The organism is Vibrio sp. NH-UV-68, from assembly GCF_042940635.1.
Taxonomy (GTDB): domain Bacteria; phylum Pseudomonadota; class Gammaproteobacteria; order Enterobacterales; family Vibrionaceae; genus Vibrio; species Vibrio pacinii.
In genome coordinates this window covers 122,254-136,208 of record NZ_CP134976.1, presented here as the reverse complement: position 1 = coordinate 136,208, position 13,955 = coordinate 122,254, and the positions used below count along the sequence as shown (strand labels likewise).

The following is a 13,955-nucleotide window of genomic DNA, read 5'->3' as shown; positions in this document are numbered from 1 at the left end:
CAGTGACAGGTTAGATGAGCGAGACTGGCTAGCGGATATCAATGATAGATTCGTCAGCGTCAGGATTTTCATTCTCTGGCGCAACAAGAGGCAGAGTGAGAGTAAAGCAGCAGCCCTGACCTAATTCACTGGTGACTTTTATCTCTCCACCCAGTAATCCCGTGACTAAGTTGTAAACAATGTTTAGCCCTAAGCCTGAGCCTCCTTGGCCAAGTCGAGTGGTAAAGAAAGGATCAAAGACTTTGTTAAGGTGTTCATTGGCAATTCCTAGCCCATTGTCGGTGACGGTGATCACCGCATGTTGCTGCTCTAATGACCCTTTGATTTCAATCTGACGCTGCTCATGATCGGTGAAGGCATGTACTAAGGCATTTGACAGCAAGTTCATCAGCACTTGAGTGAGTGGACCCGGGTAACTATCCATTTTTATTTTGTGTTGGCAGGCTTCGCTTAGGGTGATGTTACTGCGTGATAAGTTGGGCGACATGGTGATCCTAAGTTCGTGGAGGATCTCATCAAGTTCAAAGGTTCGACGCTGATAACTGGATTGATCGACTGCCACTTGTTTGAAGCTTGAAATCAGCTCTGCCGCGCGTCTGAGATTACGTTCAATACTGTCCGCGGATTGACCACTTTGTTCTATATAGTTATCGAGCACCGACCGGCGCAACCCCTCTTTGGTCGATTCGACAAACTCTCGGTTAAAGTCTTTCAAACTGCTAGCAACCACTATCGCATTGCCGATAGGGGTATTGAGTTCATGGGCAATGCCCGCGACCAGTGAGCCCAGTCCTGAGAGTTTCTCTGATCGCACCAATTCTTCTTGGGTTGCCTTTAATATATCAAGTGCTTGTTTGAGCTCTTGAGTACGTTCTTCAACCCGTTGCTCGAGATCCTCGGTTTGTTGTTTGGTTTTTTCAAGGTAGTCACGTCGATCTTTTTCTGTGTTGGCAGCGCGCTCAAACCAGTATGACCATCTATCTGGAATATCGGGGAGCACCAGCGTTTTGTTGCTAGGTAACTCTTCGACAAACTGAGCTAATCGGAGAGCGGGCTGGCTAAAGTTCCAATGTTGATAAAGCACCACAAATAGCAACAGTAAGGTGAAAGCGGTTGCCATAATTAAGTTGGGCATAATAATGGTGAAGATGTGCGATCCTAACTGCGCATCAGTAATTTCTAACACCAATCGCCAAGGGGTATTAGGCAGTTGATATGAGCTCCAGTAACCTTGTGCGCTGCTGTGTAAGGTCGCGTGGTCCACTTGATGAGCTTCACCTTGTGCAACTAACGTCAACACGCCTTGTTGCTTCACGGCTTCGGTCGTGTTTTGCAGTGTGCCCTTACTATCACCAATCACCAACCCTTGCTCATCGACAATCACCAAGCGTGCGATATCGAGTGGACGCTCGGTCAAAATGGTATCTAATACCTTAAGCGTAATATCGGTGCCTACTGCACCGACAAAAACACCATCAACATAGACAGGCGCTAGCAGAGAAATCATCATGCCTTTGCCACCCGCATCCATGTAGGGTGTGGTCCATACCTGGTCACGTTGTGGATTGGCTTCAGGCTTAATCAGGTCGAGAGGGTAGGTGCCGCCCGCCTGATAAATAATATCGAGTGCTTGGTCCATGTCACTCGCTTCGGTAGCTTGCAGTAAGTCTTTATAGCTCAACCAAGGATAAAGATAGCTCAGTGCTTGTTTGGCATCGTAGTAATAACTCCACTGGAAATCGTTATGCTGGGCGTGGGTGGCGACGATTTCAGGAACCATCGTCAGTAGAGCGCGTTGGTCAAACGAGTAATCTCGACTGTTGGAACGAACGTAAAGCTGACCAATGTGATTTTTAAGTTGATCTGGAAGGTTTTCCCACGGCGCATTTTTTGGTGAACCAAGGGTGTTTTTACTAAGAAACTCAAGGGCGGACTGACTTGGAGTAAGATCTGGATATTGATAGGCGCTTTCTATCGCGTTGCGCATTTTTCCAACATGGTTGATAGAAACAGAGATGGTTTTGTTGAGCGCCAACATGGTCTCTAGTGCTTGATGTCGGAGCTTGCTTACCTCCTGAGTTCGAATCTCTTTACTCAAATAGAGCGCGTTGCCCAAGGTCAGTAAGATAATCAAAACCAGTGCGCCGTAAATCATCAATCTGTGGCGAGTGATCAGCGCTTTTGAGCTCATATGAGCCGAATTTTGTGAGTACATAGTATCGTTGGAGTGACCTGAATCTTTCATCTTGCACTTCGTCCCTAGTCAATATCCAGTGGTGTACTGGCAAAGCGGATCAACTGGTCCATCACCATGGCTCTTGCGAACAGCCAACCTTGTCCCTCTTCACATTGGAAGGCTTTAAGTTGTTCTAGTTGAGTCTGGTTTTCGATGCCTTCAGCGGTGATTTCCATGCCTAAGGTTTGGCCCAAGTTGACGATCATTTTGGCGATGCTGTCGTCCTGGCCTATCGAGTTGACAAAGGTTCGATCGATTTTTAGCCGAGTCGCGGGTAGGCTATGCAACATACTTAAAGATGAAAAACCAGTACCAAAATCATCAATGGCAATCTTACAGCCTAACTGGCGTACTTGGTCTAGCACCTGGCAAATTTCAGATAAGTTTTTCGCCGCCACTGTCTCGGTGATTTCAAGCTCAATGCAGTGAGGATTAATTTGATGGCGTTGAAAGGCGCTTTGCAGCAAGGGTACAAAATTGCTCTCTTCAAGTTGCGCCGGAGAAACATTAATGGCCATCGTGAGCTCAGAATAGCCAGCCTGCTGGAGCTGCTTAAACTCTTGGCAAGTGCGTTCGATAACAAAAGCGCCAATGCTGACCATCAATCCAGATTGTTCTGCAAGGGGAATGAACTGATCAGGTGGAATCAATTGACCGTCTTTGTTGCGCCAACGTAGCAAGGCTTCCACTCCAGTTAGCTCTAAGGTTGAGAGTTTATATTTTGGCTGATACATCATAAACAAGGCGTGGTCATTGAGTGCCTGTTTTAATTCGGTCAGCAATTGCATGCGGTCACGCGCATCTTGGCCCATTCCTGCCGAGAAGCACACCGTTGAACCACGATGATGCAGTTTGGCTTGTTTGAGGGCCAATTGCGCATCTTTATAACGTGCTGATGAGTTAAAGTCTTGGCAAGGCAAGTCAACCAGCCCGATGCTAACGGTAATCTTAAATGGTTGCTCATCAACTAAAAGGCTTTGCTCGAACAGCGATAGGATCTGTTCGCTAATCACCTCTTTGGCTGAACCAACCATAGCAAAAACATCACTACCAACGCGGGCCAAGAAACAACTGGGGAAATAATGTTGTAAGCGAGCGGCCACTGAACCAAGTAGACCGTCACCGGTGGCGTGGCCGAAACTGTCATTGAAGGCAGAAAAGTCGTCGATATCGATTAACGCCAGCCGGCCGCAATCTTGGTCGTGTTTGGGAGTATATTGAAAATTACGTAAGCTATTAAGGTTGGGAATATTGAGCAAAGGATCGTTAAAGGCCTTTTCTTCAAGGCGGTTGTACAAAATAACGTTATCAAACCCGACCGAAAGGTTAGCACAAAACACTTCGAGTAAGTGTCGGTCAATACTTTCTAATGGCCGGTTAATGTCTACATAAGCTGCGATACCACGACCTTGCTCAGTAGAAAAGTAGAGCGTTAATCCGCTTTCTAACAGGCTGGTCTTTTGCTCCAAACAACGCAGAATGGAATGACGAATCGTCTCTGAATCTATACTTTCGAGCGGGGTGTGAACAAATCGGCTGTAGCGCCCTGATGCCGCAATAATTTGTGGACTCAAAAACGACTCATCACTATCTAGGTTTTCTTGCGCGCAAATCAGCCCATCAGGTTCAATTTGGATGATGGCACTAATTTGTTTAACGGCGCCTTCGGCGAACATTCGCATTCCATGAAGGTTGGCCAACTCAGTGCTGGCTTTGACGACTTTCTCAAGCCCCTGACGCATGATTTGCTGACTGCGGATCTGTTTATAAGCTCGAATGGCACTGGTTAAAATAGTAAATAAGCGAATACGAGTTAGCTCGGGTTTGGTTCGGTAGTCGTTAATATCGTAACGTTGGATGGTTTCCATTTCGGGAGCATAACCCGGTTGACCAGTACGTAAGATAATTCGGATCGCGTGCAGGTCGAGTTTTTCACGAATGGCTTCAACCAAATCGAGCCCGGCTCTGTCGGTTTCCATCACCACATCCAACAAGATGACGCCAATATCTTTTTCAGACTGCAATAGTTGCTCTGCTTGAGCTGCCGAATACGCATGGATCAGTTCAAGCGGACGATCTTCAATGATCAAATTTTTCAGTGCTAATTTGGTTGCGTGATGAACTTCAGCGTCGTCATCCACAACCAAGATTCGCCAATTGTGGCTGGGAAGTGTTGTGACACTTGACCTTGAGTCATCTTCAATGATGGCCATCAAATCATCAGATTCGTTGTGCTTATTGTTCATCGCTCCCTCATATTGTGGAGTATGGCTAAGTTAAAAGCTTAGTCACAGATCGGCAGAGTTGCGAAGAACAGAAAGTATTTTGAGACAGGCAGTTACACTAAGGTAGATAGGATGACAGCCAAGTGCCGTGAACACTTGGCTAATTATCGTTTTAAGCGAGCTTTAAATCGTATTGCTGACGGTACGCGACCATATCTTCAATCGTCAGTACTGGCATATTATGCAGTTTGCCAAATGCAATAATCTCTGGGGTTTTCGCCATGCTACCGTCTGGGTTTGTCACTTCGCACAAAACGCCCGCAGGTTGTAATCCGGCCATTTGCATCAAATCGATAGTCCCTTCAGTGTGACCTCGACGAGTGAGCACACCACCTTTACGTGCACGCAGAGGGAATACATGCCCTGGACGAGCAAGGTCAGACGCTTTTGCCGTTGGGTTAGCGGCCGTTTTAATCGTGGTGACTCGATCTTGCGCAGAGACGCCAGTGGTCACGCCAATTTTTGCTTCAATCGACACGGTAAATGCGGTTTGATTGGCACTGTTATTGTTGGTAACCATCGGCACCAACTCAAGACGATCGGCTTGCTCTTCTGGTAGACAAAGACAAACAATGCCACTGCATTCGCGGATCATTAGCGCCATTTGTTCCGTGGTTAAAGACTCAACAGAATAAATAATGTCGCCTTCGTTCTCTCGATCTTCATCGTCGAGCAACAGGACGCCTCGGCCTTGTTTTAATGCATTGAGTGCGTTTTCAACGCGAATGATTGGGTCGCCAAATTCGGCAAGTAGAGATGACTGATTCATGGTTAACTCCTAAATATCACCAGAACCAGGGCATACATGAGCACTGGGGTAGATAACCCCAGCCAAAACGAAATACACCACGGCACGCAGGGCGTGATGGTGTGTTTTCATTCTCTCTCATCCGTACTATAACCGTCGGCTCTGGGTTTGCACCAGATCTGCTGACCTCGACGAATCGAGCGCTCGCGGGCTCACCCCTATATGTTGGTGGGGAATACCGCCGGTGGGGAATTGCGCCCCGCCCTGAGAATAAATTAAACGTTTGCTAATAAAGCCGTCTGATTCTATCGGCTTTGAGAGGAAAATCAATAACTCGCTGACAGGGTGACTCACACATTCAGTAATCAATATGCATCGGCGGATGTAAAACTGGCCAGCATGAGTTGAAACCAATAAAGACAATCACCTGAATGTAATTAACAGAGTGTTATTTGATAATTTAATATTATCAAATTAATAATAATCAATAATTTTATTTAATTATCCGGACTACTTATACTCTCCTCATCGAAACAAGCATTGCAGCAAAAACTGAATTTTTAGGAGTGTATTATGAAAATGAATCATGTTGGTATCTTAGTTGGTGATATGGACAAAGCCGTTGAGTTTTACACTCAGGTGCTCGGTTTGAAAGTCGTCATGAGTAACACTAAGGTGGTTGAAGAGCGCGAATCGGCGATCGGTAGAATGTGTATTGCGGTCTTTGGTGAAGGCTTCAAAGGCTTTAACATTGCCCATCTTGTGACAACCGATGGTATTGGTGTCGAGTTGTTTGAGATGAAAGATCGTGCAGAGCGCCATGAAGTTGACTTTAAACGTCTGGGCATTTTCCACTTCTGTTTAGAAACTGACGACTTTGAAGGTGTGATGGCGAAAACAGAGCAGTTCGGCGGTAAAGTGCGCATGGATATTATGCGCTACCACCCTGAAGATGACAGTAAGCCGCAGAAAATGGTTTACCTAGAAGACCCGTTCGGTAACCTGTTTGAGCTTTACTCGCATACTTACCAAGAGACGTACGCGTCTGAGTACGAATAAGCAACCAAGCGTTGAATTAAGGGAGCTGGCGAAAGTCAGCTCCCTTTTTACTATCGTTATTGTGGCGCAATAGTGTCTATTGCCGAATACGCAGTAACTTGATTGCGTCCGTGGTGCTTTGAAAAATAAAGGGCTTTGTCGGCTTGAGCAAGTAACGAGTCTATATTTGAGTTTCCACGTAAAGTCTCTACAACTCCCAAACTGGCGGTAAACTGAATGGATAACTGTTGATGTTTTAGTTCGATTTGACTGATTTTTTGGCGAAGAGTTTCGGCAATATTCATCGCGTTACCTTCGCCAATATTAGACAAAAGAACGGCAAACTCCTCTCCCCCCACGCGGCCGATGATGTCGGTTGAACGGAGGTTGTTTTTAAGCGTTGTTGCAAACGCGACTAGCGCCTGATCACCCAATGCATGACCATAAGTGTCATTAAGATTTTTAAAATTATCAATATCAATCATGATCAAACTCAGAGTACTTTGCTGCTGATCAGCCTGATTGAGCAGCTGGTTTCCATAATCAAAAAAAGCACGGCGATTACAAAGTTGAGTGAGTGGATCGCTATAGGCTAAATGCTCAGCGCTTTCCTTGGCCAGCTCTAGATCGCGGGTACGAGCTTTAACCTTCTCATCTAGCACTTGGTTAAGTTCTAACAATTCGTGGCGGTGCTTGTTTACTCTCTCAATCATTTGGTTATAACTGTCTTTTAATATGATCAATTCATTTTTATCAGTCCAGTTTATCGCTAAATCTATCGGCTGTGGTGATTGTGTGTCTTGCTGATAAATCTTGAAGGTAAACTCTTTGAGTGGTCTTCCTAAGTACTTGCTAATAAAGAAATAAATTATAAACCAAAGCACAAAAGTTTTGATAATGGAGTTGATTAAAATAAGGAAAAAGCCATATTTTACTCGCTCAAAAACCAGTTGGTCATTTGAATAAAGAGTCACCGTCCCTAATGGGATATCCTGGCTAAATGCGGGTCCTTGATAATAAATAGGAAACTCGTGCTCGAAAAGAGAGTTAGCACCTAAGCCGGTGAGCTTTTCTTCTGTAGGGTCACCTTTTGAATCGTAATATTCAACCTGATGTTGTTGATTAAACACCGCACCGATTTGTAAATCCATTTTGTGATCAAGCGACTCGATTTTGACTCCGACCACAATGGGAAGGTTGTACATGCCTTGTAGAATCGATTGCAGTAACTCTTGATTATAGGTCCAAACTGAGTCGGAAATTCCCTTACCAAAGGTCGCTGGAAAGGTTTGAATCTCCTCATAAAACTCTTTTTTTGTGTTTTCATATTCTTTGTAAAGCTGTACCACAGTGACCAACACGGCCACTAAAAAATAAAAGCCAAAGATAACGAGCAGTAGATGCAGCGCAATAGATTGGCGATAACGTTTCAGCAAAGCTCGCACTTAACAACCCTCAGCTTTATTTGGGGTGGGAGGCATCGTTTATTGGGCTTGCCAGTCTTGAATGCCATACCGCTCCAGCAATTTATTTAAACGACCATCTTCTCGCATTTTCAGAGTTTCTTCAGACAAGATCTTGGCATACTCAGCAGATTTAGGGTTTTTAGGTGAAAAGCTGCTGTAGACATCAATGACGACACTGGTGGTGCCGGAGACTTTGACTTGGTCGGACTTGCCTATTTGTTTGGCCTTGTATTCCAATACGCTTTTGTCTTCAATAACCGCGGTTAAGCGACCATTGACTAGCATCTCAAGCAACCTTTCTAAAGGCTTCTCTCCGGTGATGGCAAGAACGTTTTTGGGATTTTGATTAAAATAATCCATCACAGTGGGATCAACATAGTCATACCCTTTAATAATGCCGATCATTTTTGCCTGCTCAAGCGATTTTTTGCCTGTATATTGCCAGTTTGAGTCTTTGTGGCTAAAAAAGGTACTGTTACTCTTGCCCAGAGCAAACTCTGGAAACACAAAATCCGGCGCTTCTTCTCGAAAGCAGGCCATGGTACCGTCAAGCTTGCCTTCTCTAACTAATTGCAGCCCACGTGAGTAAGATACTTCAACGAACTCAACCTGATGGCCTCTTGCTTTCATAGTTTCAACTAGCAAATCACCTAGATAACCAACCTTGCCTTGGTTTTGACTTGCGATGCAATCGTAAGGACACCATTCATCCGTCGCGATTCGTAGCGTATCTGATAAAACAGCAGTAGAAACAAGCGCAACAGAGCTTGCCAAGAGGAGATTAAAAGTCAGAGTTTTTTTTGTTTGTTTAGATTGCGACGGCATAATTATCTCTCAAGTACAATAAGTTAAGTTACTGACAGTATAGGCAGTTACTGAAATAGTGCCATGAGAGTTGATTTGCGCCGAAGTACAAAATACAGTAACCTTTGCCTATCACTTCTTCAGGAGATTACGCCAACATGAACAACTAAGCCTGTCATCCATTTTTCATTTTTTTTGGACTTACAGGGTTAGTAGGCGTAGCTCACTCTCCGATATTTCTTTACAAGTACATTTTGGTTACTTTAATCGCTCAGATAAGCGTGCGTATTTGCATTGATTTCATCTTTGTTAACTGTCTAGCTGCGGCTGTTGTCCCTGTCATACAGGAGGCAAAGTATGCCAGTATTACAGGCCCACAATATTAGTCATCAATTTGATAACGGCGAGATACTGTTTCAACAATTATCATGTTCCATGATTAAGAATCGTATTGGACTGGTTGGTCGCAATGGTGTTGGTAAATCGATATTTGCGTCGATTTTAAGTGGTGAAAAAACGCCATCGAGTGGAACTGTCACGTTACCTAAGTCATTCTCGGTATATCGCCAGCAACCATCTCAGTTGTTATCTGGCGAACTTTCTATTGCCCAGTTCTTGGGTAAAGAGCAAGTGCTTGAAGCGATAAAGCAGGTTGAATCAGGTGATTGTTCACAGCATTGGTTTGATGTAATTGGCGAGCAATGGGGTTTGCCGATATTACTTACTCAGCAACTTGAAGAAATCGGCTTACCACCAGATGCAGATTTTCCTTGCACTCAACTCAGTGGTGGACAATTAGCGCGATTACAACTGTGGCAGTTGTTTGAGAGTGAGGTTGAGTTACTGATTTTAGATGAGCCCTCCAATCATCTTGATGTTGATGCAAAGCAGTGGTTACTTGAATCAATGCGAGCGTTCAAAGGTGCGATTTTACTTATTAGCCATGACCGAGTGTTACTGCGTGAAATGGAAGAAATTTGGGAGCTTTCTGGACTTGGGATACAAGTGTTTGGTGGGAGTTACGATTTATATACCGAACAAAAACGTACCGAGTTACAAGCAGTAGATCGACAACTTGCCAGCGTAGATAAGCAGAGAAAAAAGTTGGAAATGCAAGCTCAGAGAAACCGTGAAAAGGCAGATCAGAGAGCCGCACAAGGCATTAAATTACGCAAAGACGGGAGTCAGCCCAAAATTCTACTTGATGGCAAAAAAGATAAAGCGACCGCTCGCGCTTCTAATCGCAATAAAAACGAGCAACGTCGTCAAGCTCACTTACTGGATAAAGAGCAGTTACTGAAGACAAGAAAAGAACAACTGAAAGGACAAAAGCTTCACTTGGAACACAACCCAAGCCGCTTACGCAAAGTGATTTCAATGTTTGAAGCTGTATTGCCTTTTGGTCCTACTAAGCTTATCTCACTGCAAGTATATGCTAATGATAAGATACACCTCACAGGTAACAATGGTAGTGGTAAATCAACCCTGCTGAAAACACTATTGGGTGAGATTTCGCTTCAGCAAGGGGAGCTGCAACTGAATACGCCATTGTATTATCTTGACCAGAATTTTGGTGTCATTCGAGCGAAATTATCGATACTAGATAACTTGATACAACAGTGCCGCGGTATCAAAGAGAGTGATGCCAGAACATTACTCGCAGGTATTGGTTTTCGTCGTGACAGTGTATTTCGTCTTGGCAGCATGCTTAGCGGCGGGGAGAAGATGAAGTTAGCCATGCTTATTGTCAGTCATCAGCCTGAGCAACCTTTGTTACTACTCGATGAGCCAGATAACCATCTCGACCTAGACTCGAAAATAATGCTGGCACAGGCTCTATGTGATTATCGCGGTGGTTTTATTCTCGTAAGCCATGATCATGATTTTGCTTGTGAATCAGGAGTCCAGATACAAGTCACCATGTAACTTGCCTAGAATGTCTAGCGGAGCATAAATGGGGTAACATGAAGTTGCCCCAAAACTTGTTATGTTGCCAAGTAGGTTACAGTTGTTTTTTAAACGTAACTTGTATTCCGTGGCAAAAAGCAAGACCTGACCCTGATATCTCCCTTTGGCTTCAGGATCAATCTAAATTATGTTTAAGCGACATACTGAATCTTATCTGTCTGTTTGATGAAACGCTTTTCATGATTAATACAGCAAATTCAATGACTAAATTTGTAATATGAAACTGCTAGGTGTACCTTGAGTTGAGTATAAAGTTGTACTTAAGAAGCCTAGGCAGGTGTGGTTCTATATATGAATCTAACAGAACAGAAAACTTATGACATGACCCCATTTGGCGTCGAGACAAGTGTCCACTCTATCCTGATTAATATAGAGAATATTAAGGCTAGAGCGGAGGAAATGATCTCTATCATTGAAGACATTTGTTGGTTAAAGGATTTAGGTCCAGTACAGAAAGTGTCGTATGAAGCCCGAGCAACCCGAACAATAACTAAGCTAGTAGATAACATTCTGAAGAAAGTCGAAGACGAAGTCACTGAAGAGTTTGGCGAGTTTATGATTTCAGCTTCTGCACAAGAGGCGCTGGTCGCAGCGTTTGGACATGTCAAAGTTCCCCTTGCCGAGTTACTAAAAGAAAAGATAACGGGTAATCCGGGATTTGACTTCCACACCGAGACACAAGATGCACTCATAGCATTTGGTGAAGCTAAATATAGTGGAAAAATAAACCCCTATAGGAATGCTTTAGAACAGATTCGAGACTTTATTAATTTAAAGAAGCACGATGCGGAGCTAGTTGATTTACAGCATTTTGTTTCTGAAGAGGCTGTAAATAATCATTTAGAGAAAAAAACTTCTTATGTTGCTGCATTTTCTATAAATTCTAAAAAGCCGATTAGTATTATATCAAATGCATTTGATAGTGATTATCTAAAGGATATTCTAAACGAAAAAGAAATTTATTTGATAGGAGTTACGGTAAGTGATTAGAGATCTGATAGATGGTGTTGAGGTTGATAAGATATTGCGTGACTCTTTATATGAAATTCATACTAAAGGTCCGGTCTCTTCATTGACCTTTGAAAGGTTAGCTTATATAAAAAAATGTCATCCTGACAAATTTAAAATTTATGAGAATAAGTTCATTTCTGCTATTGGACTTTTCTATAAGGTGAGTGAGCCGAAGAGTATTATTGAAGAGTTTTATTCAATTTACTCTAAATCTATTCATGATGAGATGGGCCATTATTTTACAGCTACGCAAGCTAGTGCATTTCGTGGTATTAAGAATAATAAATATTTTTCTTTTTCAGCTCCGACTAGTAGTGGTAAATCATTTCTTTTTAGAGAACTTATAAAAAGTACATCTAAGGATATATTGATAATAGTTCCCTCTAGGGCTCTTATCGCTGAATACTATAATGAAGTATTAGATATTGTTGATGATAAGACATTAGTATTACAGTTTGTAGAAAACATTAATACTTCCAAATCTATTAGAAGAGTATTTATAGTAACCCCTGAAAGGGGCTCTGAGATTTTAAAGTACAAAGATGTTTTCGATATAGAGCTTATTCTTCTAGATGAAGCTCAAATATCTGAGGAGGATATTAGAGGAATGACATTTGATGCGTTAGTTAGACGCGTAGATATGGCATTTCCTACTGCAAAAAAGGTGTTTGCTCACCCATTTGTCAATAATCCAGAAGCTCAACTTAAAAAGCATAAATTTATTGAAGATTCGGAATCGAAAAATTATAACTTATACACTGCGGGTAAGTTATTTATTACGGTAGGTGAAGATAAAAAATTTAAATACTTTTCTCCGAATATATCATCTAAACAGGTTCCGATCGAAGGAGACTTAGCTGGTGACATAATAAAGTCTGGTGGTTCTTTATTAGTATATATATCTAAGAATAAAATATATGAAGGTCGACACTTACTGGATTTTGGAAAGTACATAGAGTATTGTCCATTTCTTACAGATCCCTCTGCCAAAGAATTAATTAATAAACTTAAAGGGTTTATCGGAGCATCAGAAAAACCTAGAAATGAGAAGTACTCTCTTCTCATTGATCTTATGTCTCGCGGTATTGTTATTCATCATGGGTCAATGCCTTTAAAAGCTCGCCTTATGGCTGAAGAATTTATTCGCAAAGGATATGCTAGAATATGCTTCGCTACTTCAACGCTTGTTCAGGGAATCAATATGCCATTCGACTTGGTGTGGATCGATAATTTTAACAATATGAAGCCAATTACACTGAAGAATTTAATTGGGCGATCAGGCCGAACATCAACTAGTAAGGGGCTCTTCGATTTCGGCTATACTATAGTTAAACAAGCAAATGTTGGAACATTTTCCAGTAGGTTTAAAGAAACTGTAAGTCTTGATAATAATAGTAAGCTTGACTTAGGTATCGCTGATATAGACATTGATCAAAGGGATTTGGCTGAATCAATTAAAAATGGCACGTTTGATGATAATTTACACTTGCCTAATCAACAAATAGAGAGAATAAGGGATTCAAACCTTGACAAAGAAATAAAATACATACTTGATAATCTACTTATTGGCGATAAAACTATAACTGGTTTGGAGTATTACTCACTAAGCGATTATGTTAGAAATAAGGTTAAAACAAACTTTAAGAAAATATACTCTCAGCATTTAAGAAGACCTAAGCTAAACTCTGCGGAAGCATCCGTTTTAAGTGCGGCAATTCCTATCATGCTATGGCATATTCAAGGTAAATCATTTAGTGAGATTGTGTCGTTAAGATACAGTTTTCTTTGTCAAAAGGACGAGCAGAGAAAGATAATGGCTCGTTTAAAAAGAAAAGAGTTAACCGAGTCTGAAGCTAGTAAAGAAATTTCAAAAATTAAAGTTCGGTATTCTCCTATTGCTGCATCGATCCCAAATAGTAAGTTGAAAGGTGCAAGATTATTTGGTGAGTATGAGTCTGTGAACAAGTTAGATTATGATATTGTAATTTACGATACTTATGATTATTTAGATAAGGTGATTTCATTATCTATGAATGACCCTATATCAGCAGCTTTGGAATTGCACTTTGAAAAAACAAAAGATGTTCGTGCTATATATTTGCAAAATTACCTAAGGTATGGGACTAATGATGAGATGGAAATCTGGCTTACTAAATATGGATTTTCTTTTGAAGATATTTCATGGTTGAAAGATCATGTTGATATGGTTGACTCTAGTAGAATTACCTTTAAAGAGTCTATCGATTCATTATCAAGTGAGCAGAAAGAGCTTATATCTAGATATGTTTAAAAATAAGGAGCTATAATGCTCCTTATTTTGTTTTTTAACTAAATTGTTTATTTTTTCAACTTGTTTTTTTGGTCTCTAATTAATGTTTTTTCTTCTAATAAATCCTTAG

General features: G+C 41.9%; 9 protein-coding genes and 1 riboswitch. Of the genes, 4 read left to right on the top strand and 5 right to left on the bottom strand.

What is annotated here, in order from left to right:
- Positions 1-28: 28 nt before the first annotated feature.
- From ViNHUV68_RS15045 to ribB, 3 genes are all read right to left on the bottom strand, one after another.
- Complete coding sequence (locus tag ViNHUV68_RS15045; protein WP_391091299.1) at positions 29-2,245, bottom strand: ATP-binding protein; 2,217 nt, start codon at positions 2,243-2,245, stop codon at positions 29-31.
- A gap of 14 nt (positions 2,246-2,259) precedes the next feature.
- Positions 2,260-4,482, bottom strand: coding sequence for an EAL domain-containing protein (locus tag ViNHUV68_RS15040; RefSeq protein ID WP_391091297.1), 2,223 nt, complete (start codon positions 4,480-4,482; stop codon positions 2,260-2,262).
- Between the two features lie 151 nt (positions 4,483-4,633).
- Positions 4,634-5,290 (bottom strand): 3,4-dihydroxy-2-butanone-4-phosphate synthase, encoded by a 657-nt coding sequence (gene ribB, locus ViNHUV68_RS15035; RefSeq protein ID WP_038173241.1) that lies wholly within the window; start codon positions 5,288-5,290, stop codon positions 4,634-4,636.
- Between the two features lie 105 nt (positions 5,291-5,395).
- Positions 5,396-5,545: riboswitch (FMN riboswitch) on the bottom strand.
- A gap of 297 nt (positions 5,546-5,842) precedes the next feature.
- On the opposite strand from ribB, the gene ViNHUV68_RS15030 reads away from it, so the two are divergent.
- Positions 5,843-6,328 (top strand): VOC family protein, encoded by a 486-nt coding sequence (locus ViNHUV68_RS15030; RefSeq protein ID WP_391091295.1) that lies wholly within the window; start codon positions 5,843-5,845, stop codon positions 6,326-6,328.
- Between the two features lie 56 nt (positions 6,329-6,384).
- On the opposite strand, the gene ViNHUV68_RS15025 is transcribed toward ViNHUV68_RS15030, so the two are convergent.
- Together ViNHUV68_RS15025 and ViNHUV68_RS15020 are read right to left on the bottom strand one after the other, a co-directional pair.
- Positions 6,385-7,458 carry a diguanylate cyclase gene (locus ViNHUV68_RS15025; RefSeq protein WP_391091293.1) on the bottom strand — a complete coding sequence of 358 codons (1,074 nt, stop codon included), beginning with the start codon at positions 7,456-7,458 and terminating at the stop codon, positions 6,385-6,387.
- Positions 7,459-7,791: 333 nt separating this feature from the next.
- Positions 7,792-8,598, bottom strand: coding sequence for a transporter substrate-binding domain-containing protein (locus ViNHUV68_RS15020; RefSeq protein WP_391091291.1), 807 nt, complete (start codon positions 8,596-8,598; stop codon positions 7,792-7,794).
- Between the two features lie 336 nt (positions 8,599-8,934).
- On the opposite strand from ViNHUV68_RS15020, the gene ViNHUV68_RS15015 reads away from it, so the two are divergent.
- The 3 genes from ViNHUV68_RS15015 to ViNHUV68_RS15005 all read left to right on the top strand — a co-directional run bounded on the left by ViNHUV68_RS15015 (position 8,935) and on the right by ViNHUV68_RS15005 (position 13,846).
- The gene (locus tag ViNHUV68_RS15015; protein ID WP_391091289.1) at positions 8,935-10,503 is read left to right on the top strand and encodes an ATP-binding cassette domain-containing protein; all 1,569 of its coding nucleotides are present in this window, start codon (positions 8,935-8,937) and stop codon (positions 10,501-10,503) included.
- A 333-nt stretch (positions 10,504-10,836) separates the two neighbouring features.
- The gene (locus tag ViNHUV68_RS15010) at positions 10,837-11,535 is read left to right on the top strand and encodes a hypothetical protein (protein ID WP_391091287.1); all 699 of its coding nucleotides are present in this window, start codon (positions 10,837-10,839) and stop codon (positions 11,533-11,535) included.
- The gene (locus tag ViNHUV68_RS15005) at positions 11,528-13,846 is read left to right on the top strand and encodes a DEAD/DEAH box helicase (protein ID WP_391091285.1); all 2,319 of its coding nucleotides are present in this window, start codon (positions 11,528-11,530) and stop codon (positions 13,844-13,846) included. The genes ViNHUV68_RS15010 and ViNHUV68_RS15005 overlap by 8 nt, the downstream gene beginning before the upstream one ends.
- Positions 13,847-13,955 lie beyond the last annotated feature (109 nt).

What these genes read in the sequence shown, in the direction of transcription:
- ViNHUV68_RS15045 (WP_391091299.1), bottom strand. Translation starts at nt 2,245, where the DNA reads ATGAAAGATTCAGGTCACTCCAACGATACTATGTACTCACAAAATTCG.
- ViNHUV68_RS15040 (WP_391091297.1), bottom strand. Translation starts at nt 4,482, where the DNA reads ATGAACAATAAGCACAACGAATCTGATGATTTGATGGCCATCATTGAA.
- ribB (WP_038173241.1), bottom strand. Translation starts at nt 5,290, where the DNA reads ATGAATCAGTCATCTCTACTTGCCGAATTTGGCGACCCAATCATTCGC.
- ViNHUV68_RS15030 (WP_391091295.1), top strand. Translation starts at nt 5,843, where the DNA reads ATGAAAATGAATCATGTTGGTATCTTAGTTGGTGATATGGACAAAGCC.
- ViNHUV68_RS15025 (WP_391091293.1), bottom strand. Translation starts at nt 7,458, where the DNA reads ATGGATTTACAAATCGGTGCGGTGTTTAATCAACAACATCAGGTTGAA.
- ViNHUV68_RS15020 (WP_391091291.1), bottom strand. Translation starts at nt 8,598, where the DNA reads ATGCCGTCGCAATCTAAACAAACAAAAAAAACTCTGACTTTTAATCTC.
- ViNHUV68_RS15015 (WP_391091289.1), top strand. Translation starts at nt 8,935, where the DNA reads ATGCCAGTATTACAGGCCCACAATATTAGTCATCAATTTGATAACGGC.
- ViNHUV68_RS15010 (WP_391091287.1), top strand. Translation starts at nt 10,837, where the DNA reads ATGAATCTAACAGAACAGAAAACTTATGACATGACCCCATTTGGCGTC.